The 18,892-nt window shown below is 65.9% G+C and carries 22 protein-coding genes; 18 read left to right on the top strand and 4 right to left on the bottom strand.

Going from position 1 to position 18,892, the window contains the following annotated elements; all coding sequences use genetic code 11:
* The first annotated feature begins 50 nt into the window (after positions 1-50).
* The 11 genes from AC1RHV_RS20380 (at position 51) to ppa (ending at position 9,922) form a co-directional block, all read left to right on the top strand.
* Positions 51-653, top strand: coding sequence for a DUF2889 domain-containing protein (locus AC1RHV_RS20380; protein ID WP_054451331.1), 603 nt, complete (start codon positions 51-53; stop codon positions 651-653).
* Positions 654-663: 10 nt separating this feature from the next.
* A complete protein-coding gene (sucC, locus tag AC1RHV_RS20375; RefSeq protein ID WP_054451059.1) occupies positions 664-1,824 on the top strand; it encodes an ADP-forming succinate--CoA ligase subunit beta in 1,161 nt (386 codons plus the stop codon).
* Between the two features lie 22 nt (positions 1,825-1,846).
* A complete protein-coding gene (gene sucD, locus AC1RHV_RS20370) occupies positions 1,847-2,728 on the top strand; it encodes a succinate--CoA ligase subunit alpha (protein WP_013392545.1) in 882 nt (293 codons plus the stop codon).
* Positions 2,729-3,085: 357 nt separating this feature from the next.
* A complete protein-coding gene (locus AC1RHV_RS20365) occupies positions 3,086-3,784 on the top strand; it encodes a TerC family protein (RefSeq protein WP_054451060.1) in 699 nt (232 codons plus the stop codon).
* A gap of 112 nt (positions 3,785-3,896) precedes the next feature.
* Positions 3,897-4,616, top strand: coding sequence for a TerC family protein (locus AC1RHV_RS20360; protein ID WP_054451061.1), 720 nt, complete (start codon positions 3,897-3,899; stop codon positions 4,614-4,616).
* Positions 4,603-4,725 (top strand): hypothetical protein, encoded by a 123-nt coding sequence (locus AC1RHV_RS20355; RefSeq protein ID WP_042792647.1) that lies wholly within the window; start codon positions 4,603-4,605, stop codon positions 4,723-4,725. Before AC1RHV_RS20360 ends, AC1RHV_RS20355 begins: the two co-directional genes overlap by 14 nt.
* 9 nt (positions 4,726-4,734) lie before the next feature.
* Positions 4,735-5,682 (top strand): hydroxymethylbilane synthase, encoded by a 948-nt coding sequence (gene hemC, locus AC1RHV_RS20350; RefSeq protein ID WP_119450542.1) that lies wholly within the window; start codon positions 4,735-4,737, stop codon positions 5,680-5,682.
* A complete protein-coding gene (locus tag AC1RHV_RS20345; RefSeq protein WP_175181697.1) occupies positions 5,682-6,500 on the top strand; it encodes a uroporphyrinogen-III synthase in 819 nt (272 codons plus the stop codon). Before hemC ends, AC1RHV_RS20345 begins: the two co-directional genes overlap by 1 nt.
* 37 nt (positions 6,501-6,537) lie before the next feature.
* Positions 6,538-7,731, top strand: a complete 1,194-nt coding sequence (locus AC1RHV_RS20340) for a uroporphyrinogen-III C-methyltransferase (protein ID WP_054451064.1) — start codon at positions 6,538-6,540, stop codon at positions 7,729-7,731.
* 5 nt (positions 7,732-7,736) lie between these two features.
* Positions 7,737-9,359, top strand: a complete 1,623-nt coding sequence (locus AC1RHV_RS20335) for a heme biosynthesis HemY N-terminal domain-containing protein (RefSeq protein WP_119450539.1) — start codon at positions 7,737-7,739, stop codon at positions 9,357-9,359.
* A gap of 32 nt (positions 9,360-9,391) precedes the next feature.
* On the top strand, positions 9,392-9,922 hold the full coding sequence (gene ppa, locus AC1RHV_RS20330; RefSeq protein WP_013392552.1) for an inorganic diphosphatase: 531 nt from the start codon (positions 9,392-9,394) through the stop codon (positions 9,920-9,922).
* Here ppa and AC1RHV_RS20325 read toward each other — a convergent pair whose 3' ends face one another.
* The 4 genes from AC1RHV_RS20325 to AC1RHV_RS20310 all read right to left on the bottom strand — a co-directional run bounded on the left by AC1RHV_RS20325 (position 9,923) and on the right by AC1RHV_RS20310 (position 13,220).
* Positions 9,923-10,765: an IclR family transcriptional regulator gene (locus tag AC1RHV_RS20325; protein WP_054451066.1), complete on the bottom strand. Its 843-nt coding sequence runs from the start codon at positions 10,763-10,765 to the stop codon at positions 9,923-9,925. It abuts the gene before it with no gap.
* A gap of 15 nt (positions 10,766-10,780) precedes the next feature.
* Positions 10,781-11,542 carry an SDR family oxidoreductase gene (locus tag AC1RHV_RS20320; protein WP_054451067.1) on the bottom strand — a complete coding sequence of 254 codons (762 nt, stop codon included), beginning with the start codon at positions 11,540-11,542 and terminating at the stop codon, positions 10,781-10,783.
* Entirely contained in the window at positions 11,542-12,753 is a 1,212-nt protein-coding gene (locus AC1RHV_RS20315; RefSeq protein ID WP_492301856.1) for an ABC transporter substrate-binding protein, read from the bottom strand. Before AC1RHV_RS20315 ends, AC1RHV_RS20320 begins: the two co-directional genes overlap by 1 nt.
* A gap of 68 nt (positions 12,754-12,821) precedes the next feature.
* Entirely contained in the window at positions 12,822-13,220 is a 399-nt protein-coding gene (locus AC1RHV_RS20310; RefSeq protein ID WP_054451069.1) for a cupin domain-containing protein, read from the bottom strand.
* 174 nt (positions 13,221-13,394) lie between these two features.
* Here AC1RHV_RS20310 and AC1RHV_RS20305 point away from each other — a divergent pair, with 174 nt between their 5' ends.
* The 7 genes from AC1RHV_RS20305 to AC1RHV_RS20275 all read left to right on the top strand — a co-directional run bounded on the left by AC1RHV_RS20305 (position 13,395) and on the right by AC1RHV_RS20275 (position 18,869).
* Positions 13,395-14,174, top strand: coding sequence for an SDR family NAD(P)-dependent oxidoreductase (locus AC1RHV_RS20305; RefSeq protein WP_054451070.1), 780 nt, complete (start codon positions 13,395-13,397; stop codon positions 14,172-14,174).
* 10 nt (positions 14,175-14,184) lie between these two features.
* Positions 14,185-14,946 (top strand): ABC transporter ATP-binding protein, encoded by a 762-nt coding sequence (locus tag AC1RHV_RS20300; RefSeq protein WP_054451071.1) that lies wholly within the window; start codon positions 14,185-14,187, stop codon positions 14,944-14,946.
* A 1-nt stretch (position 14,947) separates the two neighbouring features.
* Positions 14,948-15,640, top strand: coding sequence for an ABC transporter ATP-binding protein (locus AC1RHV_RS20295; RefSeq protein WP_054451072.1), 693 nt, complete (start codon positions 14,948-14,950; stop codon positions 15,638-15,640).
* Between the two features lie 13 nt (positions 15,641-15,653).
* Positions 15,654-17,531, top strand: coding sequence for an ABC transporter permease (locus tag AC1RHV_RS20290; RefSeq protein ID WP_119450536.1), 1,878 nt, complete (start codon positions 15,654-15,656; stop codon positions 17,529-17,531).
* A complete protein-coding gene (locus tag AC1RHV_RS20285; protein WP_192330052.1) occupies positions 17,531-17,833 on the top strand; it encodes a Dabb family protein in 303 nt (100 codons plus the stop codon). Before AC1RHV_RS20290 ends, AC1RHV_RS20285 begins: the two co-directional genes overlap by 1 nt.
* 166 nt (positions 17,834-17,999) lie before the next feature.
* The gene (locus AC1RHV_RS20280) at positions 18,000-18,695 is read left to right on the top strand and encodes a fumarylacetoacetate hydrolase family protein (RefSeq protein ID WP_054451075.1); all 696 of its coding nucleotides are present in this window, start codon (positions 18,000-18,002) and stop codon (positions 18,693-18,695) included.
* A gap of 42 nt (positions 18,696-18,737) precedes the next feature.
* Positions 18,738-18,869, top strand: coding sequence for an entericidin A/B family lipoprotein (locus AC1RHV_RS20275; protein WP_042792660.1), 132 nt, complete (start codon positions 18,738-18,740; stop codon positions 18,867-18,869).
* Positions 18,870-18,892: the final 23 nt, after the last annotated feature.

Genomic DNA, 18,892 nt, shown 5'->3' with positions numbered 1-18,892 from the left:
TTTTGTTGCCGCGCACCATGCGCAGGCATCTCGCCCCGCAGGCCCCCAGCATGCCCTTGCCACCGCCGGACTATCCTCGCCAACCATTGCACACGCGTTCCATACGCGTGCAGTCGTATGCGCGCGAAGACGGGCACTGGGACCTGGAAGCCGAGCTGATCGACGTCAAGGCGTACGATTTCCCCAAGCGCGACGGCGAGATGTTCAAGGCCGGACAACCCATCCACCACATGCATCTGCGCATCACCATCGACGAGAACTTCTCGATCGTGGCGGCGCAGGCCGTCTATGACGCCGCTCCCTACGGCGAGCATTGCATGGCCATCGAACCGGCTTACACTGATCTGATCGGAATGAACCTGCTCAAGGGGTTCCGCCGGCAGGTCAAGGAGCGGTTCGGGCACGTGGAGGGCTGTACGCACATGACCGAACTGTCGCAGGTGCTACCCACCGCGGCGGTGCAGACCATGGCCAACCGCCGGCGGCAGGAAAACAACCCGAACCGGCGTCCATTCCAACTGGACGGCTGCCACGCGCTAAGCACCAGCGGCCCGGTGGTGGCTGAGCACTATCCCAAGTGGTACACCGGGGGTAGCGCTGAGGCATCGGCCGATTCGTCCTCCGATTCACCTTCTTTTTCTCATACGTCCTGACAGGTAACACATGAAAATCCACGAGTATCAAGGCAAGGAACTGCTGAAGCAATTTGGCGTCCCCGTGCCGCGCGGGATTCCCGCTCTTTCCGTCGACGAGGCCGTGGCTGCCGCTGAAAAGCTGGGTGGACCGGTTTGGGTCGTCAAGGCACAAATTCACGCGGGCGGCCGCGGCAAGGGCGGCGGCGTGAAGCTGGCGCGCTCGCTGGACGACGTCCGCAAGCTGGCCTCGGAAATCCTGGGCATGCAGCTGATCACGCACCAGACCGGCCCGGAAGGCCAGAAGGTCCGCCGCCTGTACATCGAAGACGGCGCCGACATCCAGAAGGAATACTACGTGTCGCTGGTCACCGACCGCGCCACCCAGAAGGTTGCCTTCATCGCCTCCAGCGAAGGCGGCATGGACATCGAGGAAGTGGCCCACTCCACTCCCGAGAAGATCATCACCGAATACATCGACCCGCTGACCGGCCTGTCGGCCGAGCAAGCCACCAAGATCGCCAACGCGATCGGCCTGCCCGCTGACTCCACCGCCCAGGCCGTGGACGTGTTCCAGAAGCTCTACAAGTGCTACATGGACACCGACGCCTCCCTGGTCGAAATCAACCCGCTGAACCGCGACAGCAAGGGCAACATCATCGCCCTGGACGCCAAGTTCAACTTCGACTCCAACGCCCTGTTCCGTCACCCGGAAATCGTCGCCTACCGCGACCTGGACGAAGAAGATCCGGCTGAAATCGAAGCCAGCAAGTTCGACCTGGCCTACATCCAGCTCGACGGCAACATCGGCTGCCTGGTGAACGGCGCCGGCCTGGCCATGGCCACCATGGACACCATCAAGCTGTTCGGCGGCGAGCCGGCCAACTTCCTGGACGTCGGCGGCGGCGCCACGGCCGAGAAGGTCACGGAAGCCTTCAAGATCATGCTCAAGAACAAGGGCGTGAAGGCCATCCTGGTCAACATCTTCGGCGGCATCATGCGCTGCGACGTCATCGCCGAAGGCGTGATCGCTGCTTGCAAGGCCGTCAACCTGAACGTGCCGCTGGTCGTCCGCATGAAGGGCACCAACGAAGAACTCGGCAAGAAGATGCTGGCTGACTCCGGTCTGCCGATCATCAGCGCCGACACGATGGCCGAAGCCGCCACCCGCGTCGTAGCCGCCGTCAAGTAAAGAAAAATCCAAGGATTCACAAATGTCGATTCTGATCAACAAGGACACCAAGGTCATCACCCAGGGCATCACGGGCAAGACGGGCCAGTTCCACACCCGCATGTGCCGTGAGTACGCCAATGGCAAGGCCGCTTTCGTGGCCGGCGTGAACCCCAAGAAGGCGGGTGAAGACTTCGAAGGCGTGCCGATCTTCGCTTCGGTGAAGGACGCCAAGGCTGACACCGGCGCCACCGTGTCCGTCATTTACGTGCCGCCCGCGGGCGCCGCTGCCGCCATCTGGGAAGCCGTCGAGGCCGAACTGGATCTGGTGATCTGCATCACCGAAGGCATCCCGGTCCGTGACATGCTGGAAGTCAAGAACCGCATGAAGGCCAAGGGCAGCAAGACCCTGCTGCTGGGCCCGAACTGCCCGGGTCTGATCACCCCCGACGAAATCAAGATCGGCATCATGCCCGGTCACATCCACCGCAAGGGCCGCATCGGCATCGTCAGCCGTTCGGGCACCCTGACGTACGAAGCCGTGGCGCAAGTCACCGAGCTGGGCCTGGGTCAATCCAGCGCCGTCGGCATCGGTGGCGACCCCATCAACGGCCTGAAGCACGTCGACGTGCTGAAGATGTTCAATGACGATCCCGACACCGACGCCGTCATCATGATCGGCGAAATCGGCGGACCCGACGAAGTCAACGCTGCCGAGTGGGCCAAGGACAACATGAAGAAGCCGGTCGTCGGCTTCATCGCTGGTGTCACCGCTCCTCCCGGAAAGCGCATGGGCCACGCCGGCGCGCTGATCTCCGGCGGCGCCGACACTGCCGACGCCAAGCTGGAAGTCATGGAAGCCTGCGGCATCCGCACCACGCGCAACCCGTCCGAAATGGGCAAGCTGCTCAAGTCGGTGCTGTAAAAAGCGCCTGGCCGCGCGTCCGGACGCTGCTTGCGTCCGGCGCCCGCGGCCTGCTGGCGGAAGTCCCGCTTCCGGCGTCAAACCCCTGGCTCCCGGCAACTGGCATCCGCCAATCGAAGCCCGCTCCGGCGGGCTTTTTTTCGTCTTTTTTTCCGTAATCCTAGGGAAATCCCGCGTCCACGTCGCGGCCTGGCAAACATACGGAAAGCTGAACGAAACTATAATGAAAGAAATTCTGCACGTACCCAGCAAGAATGCCGTCGGGCTCGCACCAAGACGGCCAGTACGTTTTTTTTCGTCTTATTTCACCCATTCATTTGGTTTGTCCTAGGGGGATCACACCTAGGAAAGAGAGGCATGGAACTCAGTTCAGCGGCATTCTGGATAGCATTGCTCCAGATCATTTGGGTCAACATTCTGCTATCGGGCGACAACGCCGTGGTTATTGCGCTGGCGGCGCGTTCGCTGCCTCCGGCCCAACAGAAAAAAGCGATCGTGGTCGGCTCCGCCGCGGCGATCATCATGCGTATCGTGCTGACGCTGGTAGCGGCCAAGCTGCTCCTGCTGCCCTGGCTCAAGCTCATCGGCGCGCTGCTCCTGGTCTATATCGGCGTGACGCTGCTGTTGCCCGAGGGCGAGGAAGACGGAGCCGGCAAGACGCAAGGCAATCTGCTGACCGCAATCCGCACTATCATGATTGCCGACCTGGTCATGAGCCTGGACAATGTGGTGGCCGTTGCCGCCGCCGCCATGGGCGACACGACCTTGCTGGTGTTGGGTCTGGCCATCAGTATTCCGCTGGTCATCTTTGGCAGTACGCTGCTCCTGAAGGTCATCGAGCGCTTCCCGGTCATCGTCTGGGTGGGGGCGGCGCTGCTGGGTTTCATCGCGGGCGAACTGCTGGTGGGCGATCCGGCCTTGCAGGAACCGGTGGCGCGCATCGACGCTGCCCTGGGCGTGACGCAGCACAGTTTTGCGCTGATGACAGGCGCGTTGGGCGCGGTGCTGGTGCTGGCTATCGGCAAAGTTTTGCTGATGCGCCAGAAAGCTGACTGAAAGCTGAATTATACTAATACGTTGTACTGAATAAGCCCGCCGCGTCGCGCGCGGCGGGCTTTGCCGGACCGGGACCGGCCACTCTTTTCATAAATGCCTTCGGGGGTTCATAGTGCTTGAGTTTTTCCAGACGCTGAGTTGGACAGCGGTATTCCAGATCATCCTCATCGACATCCTGCTCGGCGGCGACAACGCCGTCGTGATCGCGTTGGCCTGCCGCAATCTGGCGCCCAAGCAGCGCATGCAAGGCATTCTGTGGGGTACCGCGGGCGCCATCATCCTGCGCGTGGTCCTGATCGCCTTCGCCCTGACGCTGTTGTCGATCCCCTTCCTGAAGGTCGTGGGCGGGCTGCTGCTGGTCTGGATCGGCGTCAAGCTGCTGATTCCCGAGGACGATGCCCATGGCAACATCAAGGGCGGCACATCCATCGCCGCCGCGATCAAGACCATCATCATCGCCGACTTCGTGATGAGCCTGGACAACGTGATCGCCATTGCCGGCGCGGCCCAGAACGCCCACGCCGACCACCAGATCGGCCTGGTCGCCTTCGGCCTGATCGTCAGCGTGCCCATCATCATCTGGGGCAGCACCCTGGTGCTCAAGCTCATCGATCGCTATCCGCTGGTCGTCACCTTCGGCGCGGCCTTGCTGGGCTGGATCGCCGGCGGCATGCTGATCACCGACGTGGTTGTCGAGCGTCAATTCGGCGTGCAGCCCACTGCGGTTAAAATCGGCGCAGAAATCATTGGCGCCTTGCTCGTTGTTGTCCTTGGACGGTGGCTGGCAAGCCGCAAAACCGCTTCCAAGGAATCAGCACATGAGTCTGCGTAGATCCACCGATCCCCAGCAATCCGAATCGGGCCTGAGCCTCCTTCAGGGCCTTTTCGTGCTGGCCATCCTCGGGGTGGTCGCGACGGTCATCGTCTCCAATTTCGTTTGATGCCGTCTCGTGTCTCTACCGCAACGCCTGGTCATCGCGACCCGCGCCAGCCGGCTTGCCCTGTGGCAAGCCGAGCATGTGCGCGACCGGCTGCGCACGCTGTACCCGGCGTGCGCGGTTGAGCTACTCACCCTGACGACCCGAGGCGATCAGATCCTCGACCGCACGCTCTCCAAGGTGGGCGGCAAGGGTCTCTTCGTCAAGGAACTCGAAAACGCGCTGCTCGACGGCCGCGCCGATCTGGCCGTGCACTCCTTGAAGGACGTGCCGGTCGATCTGCAGGCGCCGTTCGAGCTTTGCGCTGTCCTCGATCGCGCGGATCCGCGCGATGCCTTCGTCTCCAATACCCATGGCTCGCTGGCCGACCTGCCCGCGGGCGCCGTCGTCGGCACGTCCAGCCTGCGCCGCGAATCCCAGATCCGTGCGCGCTATCCCGAGCTGGTCGTGAAGCCGCTGCGCGGCAATCTCGATACGCGCCTGGGCAAGCTGGACAAGGGCGAATATGACGCCATCGTGCTGGCCGCTGCCGGCCTGGAGCGGCTGGGCCTGGGCTCGCGCATCCGCAGCCTGCTCGAACCGGAAGACAGCCTGCCGGCGGCCGGGCAGGGCGCCTTGGGCATCGAGATCCGCGACGACCGCGACGACATGCGCGCCTGGCTGGCCCCCTTGGTCAGCGCCGACACCACGTCCTGTGTGGTGGCCGAGCGCGCCGTGTCCCGCAAGCTGGGCGGATCCTGCCAGGTGCCCCTGGCGGCGTACGCTGAAATTGCCGGCGGCACCTTGTCGTTGCGCGCCTTGGTGGCGTCGCCCGACGGCGTGCGCATGGTCCATACGGCCCGCAGCGGTCCGGTGGCCGAGGCCCAGGCCATCGGCGAGGCCGCGGCGCAGGCGCTGCTGGACGCAGGCGCCCAGGACATCCTGCGCGAACTGCTGCAAGACCCGCCCAGGGCCGACTGATGGTCATGGCGTCCGCAGCCGCCGAACCGCCGCGGGTCGCCATCCTGACGCGGCCCGACGGCCGCAACGAGGCCCTGGCAGGCCGCCTGCAGAGCGCCGGCTGGACGCCCTGCATTCTTCCCGCCCTGGAAATCCAGGTTTTGCCGGCCGCGACCGGCGGGCCGCCGCGTCCGTCCGACTACGACATGGTCGTGTTCGTCAGCGGCAATGCGGCCAAGCTGTACCTGGAACAATGGGCGCAGGCGGACGGGCCGGCTCCCTGGCCGGCGGGCGTCATCGCCGCCACAGTCGGGCCGGCCAGTGCGCAGGTCTTGCGCCTGTCCCCCTGCTTTGGCGCGAATACAACAGTTTTGCATCCCCCTGAAAGCGCGCCCAGCCACGATTCCGAGGCGCTCTGGGCGGTTTTGCTGGGGCTGCCGCAAATGCCCGCGCGCGTGCTGCTGGTGCGCGGCACGCAGGGCCGCGACTGGCTTGGTGACAAGCTCGAGGCGCACGGCGCGGCCGTGACGCGCCATGCTGCCTACCTGCGGCGCCCCGCGAGCTGGGGCGCCGATCAGGTCGCCAGCCTGCGGCGCTGGGCGGACGCGGGCATTCCGGCCACTTGGCTGATCACCAGCGGCGAGGGCGCGGATGCGTTGCGGGCGGGCCTGGAGGCGGCTGGCCTGGCGGACTGGTGGGCGCGGTGCAGCTTTGTGCTGACGCATCCCTCCCTGGAGCGCCGGCTGCCACAGCCCTGTCATGAAGGCGGGGCGCGGCCGATGGTAAAAATCTGCTTGCCCAACGACGAGTCGATATTCCAGGCTTTTGTTGCTGCTTGATTCGTTGCATCGGACTGACACCGAATACAATCGCGTCATGACAGACAAGACTCCCGCTACCGATCCGGTCGTTCCGACGGCCGCCCCGGGTGCAAGCGCGCCCGCGTCGGCCCCGGCCGATTCCGTCAAGGCCCGCCCGGCCAAGCGCCGCAGTGGCCCGCTGGTCCCCGCCCTCATCATCCTGATCCTGTTGGCCGCCGGCCTGGGTTACGCCCTCTGGATGCAGCGCACCCAGTTCGTGTCCGCCGGCCGCGAGGTCGCCACGCGCCTCGAAACGCTGACCACCGATCTGGCGCAAGCCCGCAAGGACACCCGCGAGGCCCTGGCCCTGGCCCAAGCCCAGGCCGGCCGCGTCGGCGAACTTGAAGACACCGTGCGCGAAACCCAAAGCCAGTACAACGCCTTGCAGCTGGCTTGGCAGAACTTCAACGACAGCGCCAGCGACGAACTGCTTGCCAACGACGTCGAGCGCCTGTTGACCATTGCCAACCAGCAACTGCGCCTGGCCGGCAATGTCTCCAACGCGATCGTGGCGCTGGAAACGGCGCAATCGCGCCTGGCGCGCGCCGACCGCCCGCGCTTCTCCAGCCTGCAGCAAGCCATCAACGGCGACCTGGACCGCTTGCGCGCCGTGTCCACCGTGGATATCCCTGCCCAGTCGGCCCGCATCGACCGCCTCGTGGCGCTGATCGGCAAGGCGCCGCTGCTGGTGCCGGACGCTGCCGCCCCGGGTGTGGCGCCTGCCGGCGAAGCCGCGCCGGCGGCCGCACCCGCCCCCGCGGTCGATCCGCTGGCGGGCTTGCCGGCCGACGCGCCCTGGTGGCAGCGCTGGCGCGCCGAGATGGCCTCCTGGCCCGGCCGCGCCGGCTCCGCGCTGGCGCATGAACTGGGCGGCCTGATCACGATCCAGCGCGTGGACGAGCCGGCTGCCTTGCTGCTGTCGCCCGACCAGGCCGACCAGGTGCGCGGCACGCTGCGCCAACGCCTGCTGACGGCGCAACTGGCCATGCTGATGCGCCAGCCCGCCGTCTGGAAGAGCGAACTCGACAACGTCGGCGTCACGCTCGCCAAGTATTTCGACGGCCGGTCCCCCGACACCGTCGCGGCCCAGACCCTGGCACGCGAACTGGCGCAGACCGACATTGCCGTGCGCATGCCGGAAGTGGCCGACAGCCTGAACGCCGTGGCCGCGCTGCGCGCCGCGGGCTTCAAGACCAGCGGACAGGACTGAGGCTTATGCGTACCTGGTTCTGGACACTGCTGCTCGCCGTCGTCGCCGTCGCCCTGGCGGTGGTGCTGCGTTCGCACTCCGGCAACGTGCTGTTGCTGGTCTGGCCGTGGCGCATCAGCATGTCGCTGACGTTGGCGGTCCTGCTGATCGTCGCGGCCTTCATCGTGCTGTACGTGGGCCTGCGCCTGCTGGCGTGGCTGCTGGCCATTCCCGACCGCGTGCGGGCCTGGCGCGGCAAGCGCGCCCAGGCGCGCGACCACGAATTGCTGGAGCGCGGCTGGATCGGCCTGCTGGAAGGGCGTTACACCACCGCCGAAAAAGACCTGACCAAGCTGCTGGACCAGACCAAGGTCCAGACGCGCCGCGTGCTGGCGGCCTTGTCCGCCGCCCGCGCCACGCATGGCCTGGGCGAGTTCGACCGCCGCGACCGCCTGCTGGCGATCGCGCAGGAGCAAGCCGGCACGGATGCCGGCCTGATCGAAGCCACTGCCACCGTGTCGGCCGACATGCTGCTGGACCAGGGCCGCGCCGAGCGCGCGCTGGCCGTGCTGGAGCCGCTGGCCGACGGCGGCGCGCGCCATCTGCACACCATGCGCCTGCTGCTGCGTGCGCACACCGCCCTGCATCATGACGAACAGGTGTTCACGCTGGCGCGGGGCCTGGTGCGCCGCAATGCGCTGGCCCGTTCCGAAGCCGATCAATTGATCGACGCTTCGGGCGCGGCGCGGTTGCGCGCCGCCGCCGCAGGTGGCAGCGACGCCTGGCGCGCCATCTGGAAGGATCTCAAGGCCGAGGAGCGCCTCCTGCCGGAAATCGCGCTGGCGGGCGCGGCGGCGTTCGAGGCCGCCGGCGAAGCCAGCGAGGCCGCACGCGTGCTGGAAGCCGCAGTCGCCGTGAAGTTCAATCCCGCCCTGGTGGCGGCCTACGCCCGCTGCGAGGCCGAGCAGGTGTCGCGCCGGCTGGCCCGTGCCGAAACCTGGCTGCAACAGCGTCCCACCGATCCGGACCTGCTTACCGCGCTGGGCATGCTGTGCCTGAACGGCCAGCTCTGGGGCCAGGCCGAACGCTATCTGTTGCGCAGCCTGAGCCGCCGCAGCGATGCGCAGACGCATGCGCTGCTGGGCAGCCTGTACGACCGCCTGGACCGTCCCGCCGACGCAGTGCGCCACTGGCGCCTGGCAACGGCGGCCAGCATGGCGCTGCCGGTGCTGGCGGCGGATGCCGCCTTGCCGGCCGCGGACACCGGTTCGGATCCTTACCGCGTGGACGCCGAAGGCGGCTATGCGGTGGGCCTGTCCGACGTCGACAGCGACACCGAACTTGGCGGCGATTACCCAGCGCTGCCGCCGGCCGTGGCGGCGTCGGCCTCCGACTACGTGCTGGATCCGGACGCTCGCGAGAACAAAGAACAGCGCGAGCGTGCGCTGGCTCCCGAGGATGCCCCGCTGGCCGGCGGCGGCACCTCCGACATCGACGAGTACTTCGACAGCGCCCCCATCCCGGCGGCGGCTTTCGATGATCCCGTGCCCACGTACGCTCCGGCTACGCCCGCCGGGTCCAAGCCCGCGCCTGCCGCCGCGCCCGTGCCGGCTACCAAGCCGCCGTTCAAGGACGACGGCTCGATTTGAACAATCCTTCAGACACACAACAAGGTTGAATCATGAGTCTTGATCGCGTCTCCCCTGGCAAGAAGCTGCCGGAAGACTTCAACGTCATCATCGAAATCCCCATGAACGCCGACCCGGTGAAGTACGAGGTCGACAAGGACACGGGCGCGATTTTCGTTGACCGCTTCATGCTGACTGCCATGCACTACCCGTGCAACTACGGCTACATCCCGCAAACCCTGTCCGAAGACGGCGACCCCGCCGACGTGCTGGTGCTGACCCCGTTCCCGATCCAGATCGGCGCGGTCGTGCGCTGCCGCGCCATCGGCGTGCTGGAAATGGACGACGAGTCGGGCGGCGACGCCAAGCTGTTGGCCGTGCCGATCGAAAAGCTGTACCCCCCGTACCGCAACATCAAGTCCTACGAAGATCTGCCGGCGGAAGACATCTCCCGCATCCAGCATTTCTTCGAGCACTACAAGGACCTGGAAAAGGGCAAGTGGGTTAAGGTCAAGGGCTGGAAGGGCCTGGACGCCGCGCACGAGGAAATCGTCCGCAGCGCCGAGCGCTACAACAAGGCCTGATTACGGCTTCCTGGATTTGGCCGGCGCAGCGCCGCCGGCTGACGTCTTGATGCGGCGCGGCCGCGACGGCATGATGCCGATCGCCGCCGCGCCGTTGCTTTGCGGAGCCTGCAGATTGCGCGACACCTGCGCGGCCGCGATCTGGATGCGCGCCTGCAGTACCTCCAGCCGCTCGGCCGAGGTGCGCGCTTCCGCGGCGATGAACACCAGGCTGCCCACGACTTTCTGTTCGGCGCTGAAGATGGCCGAGCCTATGCCTATCAGCCCAGGGTCGACCTCGCCGTGCGACACGTAGACGCCGGCTGCGCGCAGGCGCTTGAGGTTGGCGCGGAATTCGTCCCAATCCTCCCCCAGCCCGGCTTCGCGGATTTCCGCGGCGTGCCACAGCATCAGGTTGCGCAGCTGGTACGGCGGAAGGTTGGCCAGGATGGGCTTGGCGGTGGCGCCATGGAACATGGTGTAGGGACGGCCGCGCGCGTAGCTCGATTCGATCGAATCATCGGTCCAGTAGCGGTCCACGCACATGACCTTGTCGCCGTAGTAGTTGCACAGCATCAGATTGGCGTGCAGCTCGTCGCCGGTGGCTCGCATGACCTCGCGCGCCGCGCGCATCAGCGGATCGTGCTGGCGAAGATGGCGGTCCAGCTCGATGATGCGCGACCCCAGCACGTAGGCGCCGCCCGAGGTGGGCGCCAGCAGCCCGCTTTCGGTCAGCGACTTGAGGTAGCGGTAAGCCGTGGCGCGCGAGCAGTCCAGATGCGCCATGACGTCTTCCTGGAACGCGGCGGTGGTGTCGTCGCGAAAGAGGTCGAGGATGGACAACATGCGGTCTGGAGTGCTCATTGCGGGAGGGCGCGCCTAGTGAATGTGGAAGCCGCCATTGACGTCGACCACGATGCCGGTTGAGTAGGAGGACAGGTCCGAGGCCAGGAAAAGTATGGCCTGGGCGACTTCGGCGGGCGAGCCGAAACGCTGTAGCGGAATGCCCTGTTTGAGTTCTTGTTCCCAATTTTCGCCGAATTTTCCCAGCGTCATGTCCGTTTCGATGATGCCGGGCGCCACGCAATTGGCGCGCACCCCGCGCGGACCGAGCTCGCGCGCCAGCGCCTTGGTGAAGCTGATGACGCCGCCCTTGGATGCGGCGTAATGCGAGCCGCCCAGCAGGCCGCCGCCGCGCAAGGCGGCGGTGGAGCCCAGATTGACGATGGCCGGACGCCGCGCGCTTTGCAGCAATTCCGGCAGCGCCGCATGCGTGACGTTGTAGGTGCCGGTCAGGTTCACCTCCACCATGCGGCGGAACTCGTCCTCGGGCAGGTCCCAGATGCGCGTGGCCGCGACGATGCCGGCGTTGTTGACCAGCACGTCGATGCCGCCGAGCGCCTCGCGGGCGCGGGCAATCGCCGCCTCGCAGGAGGCCGAACGGGACACGTCGCAGTGCAGGTCGATGCGGCTCGCGGCCAGCGCCGCGCCGGCGCCTTCCGGATAGGCCTGGTCCAACACCGCGACCGTGGCGCCCTGGGCGATGAAGAGCTCGACGATGGCGGCGCCTATGCCACGGGGGTTGGCGCCCCCCGTGACAATGGCGCGCTTGCCGGCCAGCAGTCCAAGCGCGCCGTCCATCACGATTTCACCAGCGGGCAGGCGCCGTCCTTGAGCGGACGGAAGGCCTGTTCGGCCGGAATCTTGCGCACCAGGTTGTAGTAGTCCCAGTCGCGCTTGGATTCCGAGGGCTTCTTGACCTGGAACAGATAGAGATCGCGCATGATGCGGCCGTCCTCGCGGATGCGGCCGTTCTCGGTCATGAAGTCGTTGATGGGCGTCTCGTGCATCTTCTTCAGCACCGGCTCGGACGCGTCCGTGCCCGCCGCCTTGACGGCGTTCAGGTAGTGCATGGCGGCGCTGTAGTTGCTGGCCTGGACCATGGACGGCATGCGGCCGGTGCGTTTGAAATAACGCTCGGACCATTGCCGCGACTTGTCGTCCAGGTCCCAGTAGAAGGGTTCCACCAGGTTCAGGCCCTGCGCGTATTCCAGCCCCACGCTGCGCACGTCCACGATGCTCATGAAGAGGGCGGCCACGCGCTGCTTGCTGCCCATGATGCCGAACTCGAACGCCTGCTTGATGCTGTTGATGGTGTCGCCGCTGCCGTTGGCCAGGCCGATCACCTGGGCCTTGGAGGCCTGCGCCTGCAGCAGGAACGAGGAGAAGTCCGCGCTGGCGATCGGGTGGCGCACGCTGCCTACGACCTGGCCACCTTTGGCCTTGACCACCGCCATGGCGTCGCGCTCCAGCGAATGGCCGAAGGCGTAATCGGAAGTGATGAAGTACCAGCTCTCGCCGCCGTCTTCCATGACGCCGTTGGCCACGCCGGTGGCATAGGCATAGGTGTCGTAGGTCCAGTGCATGCCGTTGGGCGAGCAGGCCTTGCCCGTCAGGTCGGCGGAGCCTGCGCTGGTGAAGATCACCACGCGCTTCATCTGGCGGGTCAGGTCCTGCACCGCCAGTGCGATCGCGGAGTTGGGCACGTCCAGGATCAGGTCCACCTTGTCATTCTCGTACCAGCGGCGCGCGGTCGCCACGCCGATGTCGACCTTGTTCTGGTGGTCGGCCGAGATCACTTCGATGGGCTTGCCCAGCACGGTGCCGCCGAAATCCTCGACGGCCATCTTCACGGCTTCCACGCCAAACTTGCCGGACAGGTCGGCCATCATGCCGGACTGGTCGCCGAGCACGCCGATCTTCACGACGTCATCGGATACCTGGGCTTGGGCGGATACGGACAGGGCGCCCAGCACGCAGGCGGCCAGGCTGTTCTTCAAACGGGTCTTCATGGGTATGTCTCCTCGGGGGCTAGTTTCTTTGCGCGCCGTCCTGTGCCGGATGGTCGCGCCGGGGCCGCTTACTCCAGCGTCTGGCCGGCGTAGGCGTCGATGAACATATTGGGTTTCAGGAAGAAGCTCAGCACCAGGGCGCCATTGGGCGCGCGCGCCACGTGCCGGTTGCCGCGCGGACGCCACACGTAGTCGCCAGCGCAGACCTCGCCTTCGGCGTCGACGATCGAGCCTTCCAGCACGAAGGTCTGTTCGACCTCCACGTGCTCATGCAGCGGCAGCTCGGTGCCGGGCTGCCAGCGGAACAGGGCGGTCAGCAAGCCGGTCTCCTTGTCCTGCATCAGCACCTTCATGTCTATGCCTTCCACTTGCGTCGGTTTCCACGGCAGATCGGCAACTTTGAGGAAGCGTGAAGCCAGGGGCGGCAAGGCGTTGGCTGCGGGGCAGCCGGGAGTTTCCAGGGCCATGATGTCTCCTACCAGAACTCTTTATGAGAGATAAAGAAAAAATCTTGTTATTGAGTGTTTAAAAATAGTCGCGTATATTGAGATTTATGTCAATCATGTTTTTGCCCGGCGCAAGCATGCAGCGACACAGGCCGGGCCAAGAAATCCGGCGCATATAAGACCAAGGAGACAAGCTTGAAACACGACTATCTGGACCGCACGTTCGGTCTGGCGGGGCGCGTCGCGCTGGTGACGGGCGCAGCAAGGGGACTGGGCTACGCCATCGCGCGGGCATTGGGCCAGGCTGGCGCCCAGGTGGTAATCAACGATCTTTCCGGCGAGGCCTGCGCGGCCGCCTGCGAGCGCCTGGCGGCCGAAGGCATCAAGGCCCACGGGGCGCCTTTCGATGTCGCCGACGAAAAGGCCGTGGCCGATGCCGTCGCGCAACTGGATAACGCAGGGCTGGCGGTCGACGTACTGGTCAGCAATGCCGGCAACCAGAACCGCAAGCCCGTGGTGGAGATGAGCTCCGCCGAATGGCAGGCCTTGCAGAACGTGCACGTCAACGGCGCCTTCCATTGCGCGCGGGCCGTGCTGCCCGGCATGGGCAAGCGCGGCTTCGGCCGCATCGTGCTGATGTCGTCCGTGGCAGGGCAGGCCACCATGCCCAACATCGCCGCCTACGCCACGGCCAAGGGCGCGATCGCGGCCTTCACGCGCGCGCTGGCGGTCGAATACGGCGCCAGCGGCATCACCTGCAATGCGCTTGCGCCCGGTTTCGTGCGCACCGATTTCACGCAGGGGCTGCAGGACAATCCGCAGTTCCAGTCCTTCCTGGCCACGGCGGTGCCCGCCGGCCGCTGGGCCGCGCCGGAAGACATTGCACCCGCGGTGGTCTACCTGGCCTCGCCGGGCGCCGCGTTCGTCAACGGACACGTCCTGGCGATCGACGGCGGCCTGCTGGCCCGCATGTAGGAGCGCGCCCATGAACACCCCAGCGGTCCTGTCCGCCCAGGGATTGGTCAAGCGGTTCGGCGGCTTCAATGCCGTCGACGGCGTGTCCCTGTCCCTGCGCGAAGGCTCCATCCATGCTTTGATCGGCCCCAATGGCGCAGGCAAAACCACCTGCTTCAACCTGCTGACCAAGTTCCTCACGCCCGACGCGGGCGTCATCCACTATCGCGGCCGCGACATCACGGCGCTGGCGCCCGAGCAGATCGCGCGCCTGGGCATCGTCCGCTCGTTCCAGATATCCGCCGTGTTCCTGGGCCTGACGGCGCTGCAGAACATGCGCGTGGCGCTGATGCGCCAGCACGGCGATGGCTGGCGCTTCTGGCGCAGCCGCAGCAGCATCGACCGCCTGAACGGCCGCGCCATGGAACTGCTGGACGCGGTCGGCCTCTCCGGCCTGGCGCACACCACCGCGGCGCTGCTGCCATATGGACGCAAGCGCGCACTGGAAATCGCGATGACTCTGGCGCTGGAGCCGGAAATCATGTTGCTGGACGAGCCCATGGCGGGCCTGGGCCAGGAGGACGTGACCCGCATCGCCGCGCTGATCCGGCGCGCGTCCGCCAACCGCAGCATCCTGATGGTCGAACACAACCTGTCGGTAGTCGCGGATCTGTCCGACACCATCACGGTGCTGGCGCGCGGCGCGGTGCTGGCCGAGGGCGACTACGCCACCGTGTCGAGCGACGAGCGCGTCATCACGGCCTACATGGGCTCCGACGAGGAGGCGCACTGAGATGCTGGTTATCAAGGACCTCAACGCCTGGTACGGCGAATCCCACGTGCTGCACGGCGTGGACATGGAAGTCAGGCGCGGCGAACTCGTCACCATCCTGGGCCGCAACGGCGCGGGCAAGACCACCACGCTGCGCGCCATCATGGGCATCATGGACAAGCGGCGCGGTTCCATCCGCTTGAACGGCCAGGAGACCGTGGGCATGGCGGCGCACCGCATTCCGCGGTTGGGCGTGGTGTATTGCCCCGAAGAACGGGCCGTGTTCCGCAGCCTGGACGTGACCGAAAACCTGATGCTGCCGCCGCGCCTGGCCGATGGCGGCATGTCGCTGGACGAAATCTACACGCTGTTTCCCAACCTGCGCGAACGCAGCGCCAGTTCCGGCGGCAACCTGTCGGGCGGCGAACAGCAGATGCTGGCGATCGCGCGCATCCTGCGCACCGGCGCCCAGCTCATCCTGCTGGACGAACCCACCGAGGGCCTCGCGCCCGTCATCGTGCAGCAGATCGGGCATGCCATCCGCACCCTGAAGGAGCGGGGCTTCACCATCGTGCTGGTCGAGCAGAACTTCCGTTTCGCGACCAAGGTGGCTGACCGCCACTACGTCATGGAGCACGGCTGCGTCGTCGACCAGCTGTCGGCAGAAGAAGCGCGCAACGATCCCGAGCGGATCAAGCGCCGCCTGGGCGTCTGAGGGGAGAATCCACGTGTTCGAAATATTCGGCGTGCCGTCCACGGCACTATTCGGCCAACTGCTGCTCGGCCTGATCAACGGTTCGTTCTACGCACTGCTGTCGATCGGGCTGGCGGTGATCTTCGGCCTGTTGAACATCATCAACTTCGCCCATGGCGCGCAGTACACGGCGGGCGCATTCCTGGCCTGGATGCTGCTGAACTATCTGGGCGTGAACTACTGGGCAGCGCTGGTGCTGGTGCCGCTCATCATGGCCGTGTTCGCCATCGTGGTCGAGCGCCTGTTGATCTCGCGCACCTACCGCATGGATCACTTGTACGGGCTGTTGCTGACCTTTGGCATCGCGCTGCTGATCGAAGGCGGCTTGCGTCAGGCCTATGGCGTATCGGGGTTGCCCTACACGATACCCAAGGCGTTGTCTGGCGGCGTCAACCTGGGCTTCATGTTCCTGCCCTGGTATCGCGGCTGGGCGGTGGCGGTGTCGCTGGTGCTGTGCCTGGCCGTGTGGGTGCTGATCGAGAAGACCCGCGTGGGCGCGATGCTGCGCGCGGCCACCGAGAATCCGACGGTGGTGCGCTCCTTCGGCATCAACGTGCCGCTGCTCATCACGCTGACCTACGCGCTGGGCGTGGCGCTGGCGTCGGTGGCGGGCGTGATCGCCGCGCCGATCTACCAGGTTAGTCCGATGATGGGCTCCAACCTCGTGGTGGTGGTGTTCGCGGTGGTGGTGATCGGCGGCATGGGCTCCATCATGGGCGCCATCATCAGTGGTTTCGGGCTGGGCATCATCGAAGGCCTGACCAAGGTGTTCTATCCCGAGGCCGCCAACCTGGCGATCTTCATCATCATGGTGCTGGTGCTGCTGTGCAAGCCCGCGGGCCTGTTCGGCAAGCCGCTGCAGGTGCAGAACGTGCTGGCCGCCGAGGCCACGCGCGAGCCGGTGCAGCTGAGCCGCCGCGGCATGCGCGTGGCGATGGCGGCGCTGGCCGTGGCCGCCATCGCCGCGCCCTGGTTCATCTATCCGACCTTTCTGATGAAGGTGTTGTGCTTCGCGCTGTTTGCCGCGGCCTTCAATCTGCTGGTGGGCTACGTGGGCCTGCTGTCGTTCGGCCATGCCGCGTTCTTCGGCGCGGCCGCCTACGCGACCGGCATCGTGATGAAGCTGCTGAGCGCCACGCCCGAACTCGGCCTACTGGCCGGGGTGCTGACGGGGGGGCTGCTGGGTCTGGCGTTTGGCGCCGTCGCGATCCGGCGCCAGGGCATCTACTTCGCGATGATCACGCTGGCGTTGTCGCAACTGGTCTATTTCATCGCGGTCCAGGCGGGCTTTACCGGCGGCGAGGACGGGCTGCAGAGTGTGCCGCGCGGCAAGCTGTTCGGCATCTTCGATCTTGAAGGCGTGATGCCGATGTATTACTTCACGTTGGCCGTGTTCGCGCTGGGCTATGCCTTCGTGCTGCGCGTGCTGAACTCGCCCTTTGGCGAGGTGATCCGTTCGGTGCGCGACAACGAGCAGCGCGCCCGCTCGCTGGGCTATTCCACCTCGCGCTACAAGCTGATGGCGTTCACGCTGTCGGCCTCGGTGGCGGGGCTGGCCGGCGGCCTGAAGGTGCTGGTGTTCGGCGTCGCGTCGTTGACGGACGTGCATTGGCACGCCAACGGCGAAGTGGTGCTGATGGCGCTGCTGGGCGGTATCGGCACGGTGTTCGGCCCGTTGGCCGGCGCGTTCACCTTCGTGTCGCTGCAGAACTACCTGGCGCCGCTGGGCTCCTGGGTGCTCATCGTCCAGGGCGCAATCTTCGTCCTCTGCGTCCTCCTGTTCCGCGACGGCATCATGGGATTGGTCTCGCGAGCCTGGCTGGCGCTTACCCGTACGAAAAAGGAATCCTGATGTACTTGCATGTCGTAATGCTGCAGCTGTCCGAGGCCGCCGACGCGCGCTTCCATGACCGCGTCCAGGGCTATTGCCAACGCATCCAGGCCGAATGCGAAGGCGTGGCGGGCTACGCCTTCCGGCCCAACGAAGCCAGCCGCTCGGACGGCCTGACCCACGCCGTGGTGGCGGCCTTTGCGGACAGCCCCGCGCATGACCGATACCAGGTCTCGCCCGCGCACCAGGAGATGAAGGCCTACATGGCCGGCTTCATCGAGCGCCTGGTGGTGTATGACGGGGAAATTCCTACGTTCAGCTGAATTGCCCGAACCGCGCCCGGGCTCCCGGAAAGGGATAAACTCGCGGATGACTTTTCATCGTCTGGCCGCCTGCAGGGCAGGCCGCCCGCGGTAGCGGGCGCCTCGCGGGGCTGGCTGTTTTCTATTGCCGGATTCCGGCCACGTATTCTTCATAGGTCGAGTGAACATGGACTACGTATTGCCCCCTCAGCCGCCCGTCGCGGTTCCCGTTGCCGGCAGCGCCGCGCTGTTTCCGGTGCGTCGCGTCTATTGCGTCGGCCGCAATTATGCCGAACACGCCAAGGAAATGGGCTTCACGGGCCGCGAGGATCCGTTCTTCTTCTGCAAGCCGGCCGACGCCGTGCTGAGCGTGGCCGACGGCGAAACCGGCAAGATGCCGTATCCGCCCAAGACCTCCAACCTGCACTACGAAATGGAATTGGTCGTGGTGCTGGGCAAGGGCGGCCGCGACATCCCGGTCGAACAGGCCAATGAGTGTGTGTGGGGCTATGCGCTGGGCCTGGACATGACCCGCCGCGACCTGCAAGGCGAAATGAAGAAGCAGGGCCGCCCCTGGGAAATCGGCAAGGCCTTCGACCTGTCCGCGCCGCTGGGTCCGATCCATCCGCGCAGCGTCGTCGGCACCCTGGAAAAGGGCGCCATCTGGCTGGACGTGAATGGCCAGCGCAAGCAGTCCAGCGACATTTCGCAGATGCTGTGGAACATTCCTGAGAGCATTTCCTACCTGTCCGGCCTGTTCGAACTGCAACCCGGCGACCTCATCTTCACCGGCACGCCCGAAGGCGTGGGCGCCGTGCTGCAAGGCGACGTGATCACCGGCGGCGTCGAAGGCCTGGGTGAACTGCGCGTCCAGATCGTTTAAAGTACGCCCCGGATCCGTTTTCACCACTTCAGGAGCGCCAGCATGCGCAGCAAGATCGTGCTGACCGCCTTCGTCGTGTTCGGCTTCGTTCTCGCCGGTTGCAACACCGTCGCGGGCATGGGCAAGGACATGTCGAAGGCAGGCAACGCCATTACCAACGCCGCCGACAAGTAATTGCCGGGGCGGTTTTGAGAGGG

It is taken from the genome of Achromobacter sp. GW823-FHT04E03 (assembly GCF_058796095.1).
The sequence above is the reverse complement of the archived record's forward strand: the minus strand, read 5'-3'. Positions and strand labels throughout refer to the sequence as shown.

Excerpts from the sequence above, each read along its gene's own strand:
- ppa (WP_013392552.1), top strand. The coding sequence starts at position 9,392 with ATGAGTCTTGATCGCGTCTCCCCTGGCAAGAAGCTGCCGGAAGACTTC.
- AC1RHV_RS20285 (WP_192330052.1), top strand. The coding sequence starts at position 17,531 with ATGTACTTGCATGTCGTAATGCTGCAGCTGTCCGAGGCCGCCGACGCG.
- AC1RHV_RS20310 (WP_054451069.1), bottom strand. The coding sequence starts at position 13,220 with ATGGCCCTGGAAACTCCCGGCTGCCCCGCAGCCAACGCCTTGCCGCCC.
- AC1RHV_RS20340 (WP_054451064.1), top strand. The coding sequence starts at position 6,538 with ATGACAGACAAGACTCCCGCTACCGATCCGGTCGTTCCGACGGCCGCC.
- AC1RHV_RS20325 (WP_054451066.1), bottom strand. The coding sequence starts at position 10,765 with ATGAGCACTCCAGACCGCATGTTGTCCATCCTCGACCTCTTTCGCGAC.
- AC1RHV_RS20365 (WP_054451060.1), top strand. The coding sequence starts at position 3,086 with ATGGAACTCAGTTCAGCGGCATTCTGGATAGCATTGCTCCAGATCATT.
- AC1RHV_RS20320 (WP_054451067.1), bottom strand. The coding sequence starts at position 11,542 with ATGGACGGCGCGCTTGGACTGCTGGCCGGCAAGCGCGCCATTGTCACG.
- AC1RHV_RS20335 (WP_119450539.1), top strand. The coding sequence starts at position 7,737 with ATGCGTACCTGGTTCTGGACACTGCTGCTCGCCGTCGTCGCCGTCGCC.
- AC1RHV_RS20355 (WP_042792647.1), top strand. The coding sequence starts at position 4,603 with ATGAGTCTGCGTAGATCCACCGATCCCCAGCAATCCGAATCGGGCCTG.
- sucC (WP_054451059.1), top strand. The coding sequence starts at position 664 with ATGAAAATCCACGAGTATCAAGGCAAGGAACTGCTGAAGCAATTTGGC.
- AC1RHV_RS20295 (WP_054451072.1), top strand. The coding sequence starts at position 14,948 with ATGCTGGTTATCAAGGACCTCAACGCCTGGTACGGCGAATCCCACGTG.
- AC1RHV_RS20345 (WP_175181697.1), top strand. The coding sequence starts at position 5,682 with ATGGTCATGGCGTCCGCAGCCGCCGAACCGCCGCGGGTCGCCATCCTG.
- AC1RHV_RS20280 (WP_054451075.1), top strand. The coding sequence starts at position 18,000 with ATGGACTACGTATTGCCCCCTCAGCCGCCCGTCGCGGTTCCCGTTGCC.
- AC1RHV_RS20275 (WP_042792660.1), top strand. The coding sequence starts at position 18,738 with ATGCGCAGCAAGATCGTGCTGACCGCCTTCGTCGTGTTCGGCTTCGTT.
- sucD (WP_013392545.1), top strand. The coding sequence starts at position 1,847 with ATGTCGATTCTGATCAACAAGGACACCAAGGTCATCACCCAGGGCATC.
- AC1RHV_RS20315 (WP_492301856.1), bottom strand. The coding sequence starts at position 12,753 with ATGAAGACCCGTTTGAAGAACAGCCTGGCCGCCTGCGTGCTGGGCGCC.
- AC1RHV_RS20300 (WP_054451071.1), top strand. The coding sequence starts at position 14,185 with ATGAACACCCCAGCGGTCCTGTCCGCCCAGGGATTGGTCAAGCGGTTC.
- AC1RHV_RS20380 (WP_054451331.1), top strand. The coding sequence starts at position 51 with ATGCCCTTGCCACCGCCGGACTATCCTCGCCAACCATTGCACACGCGT.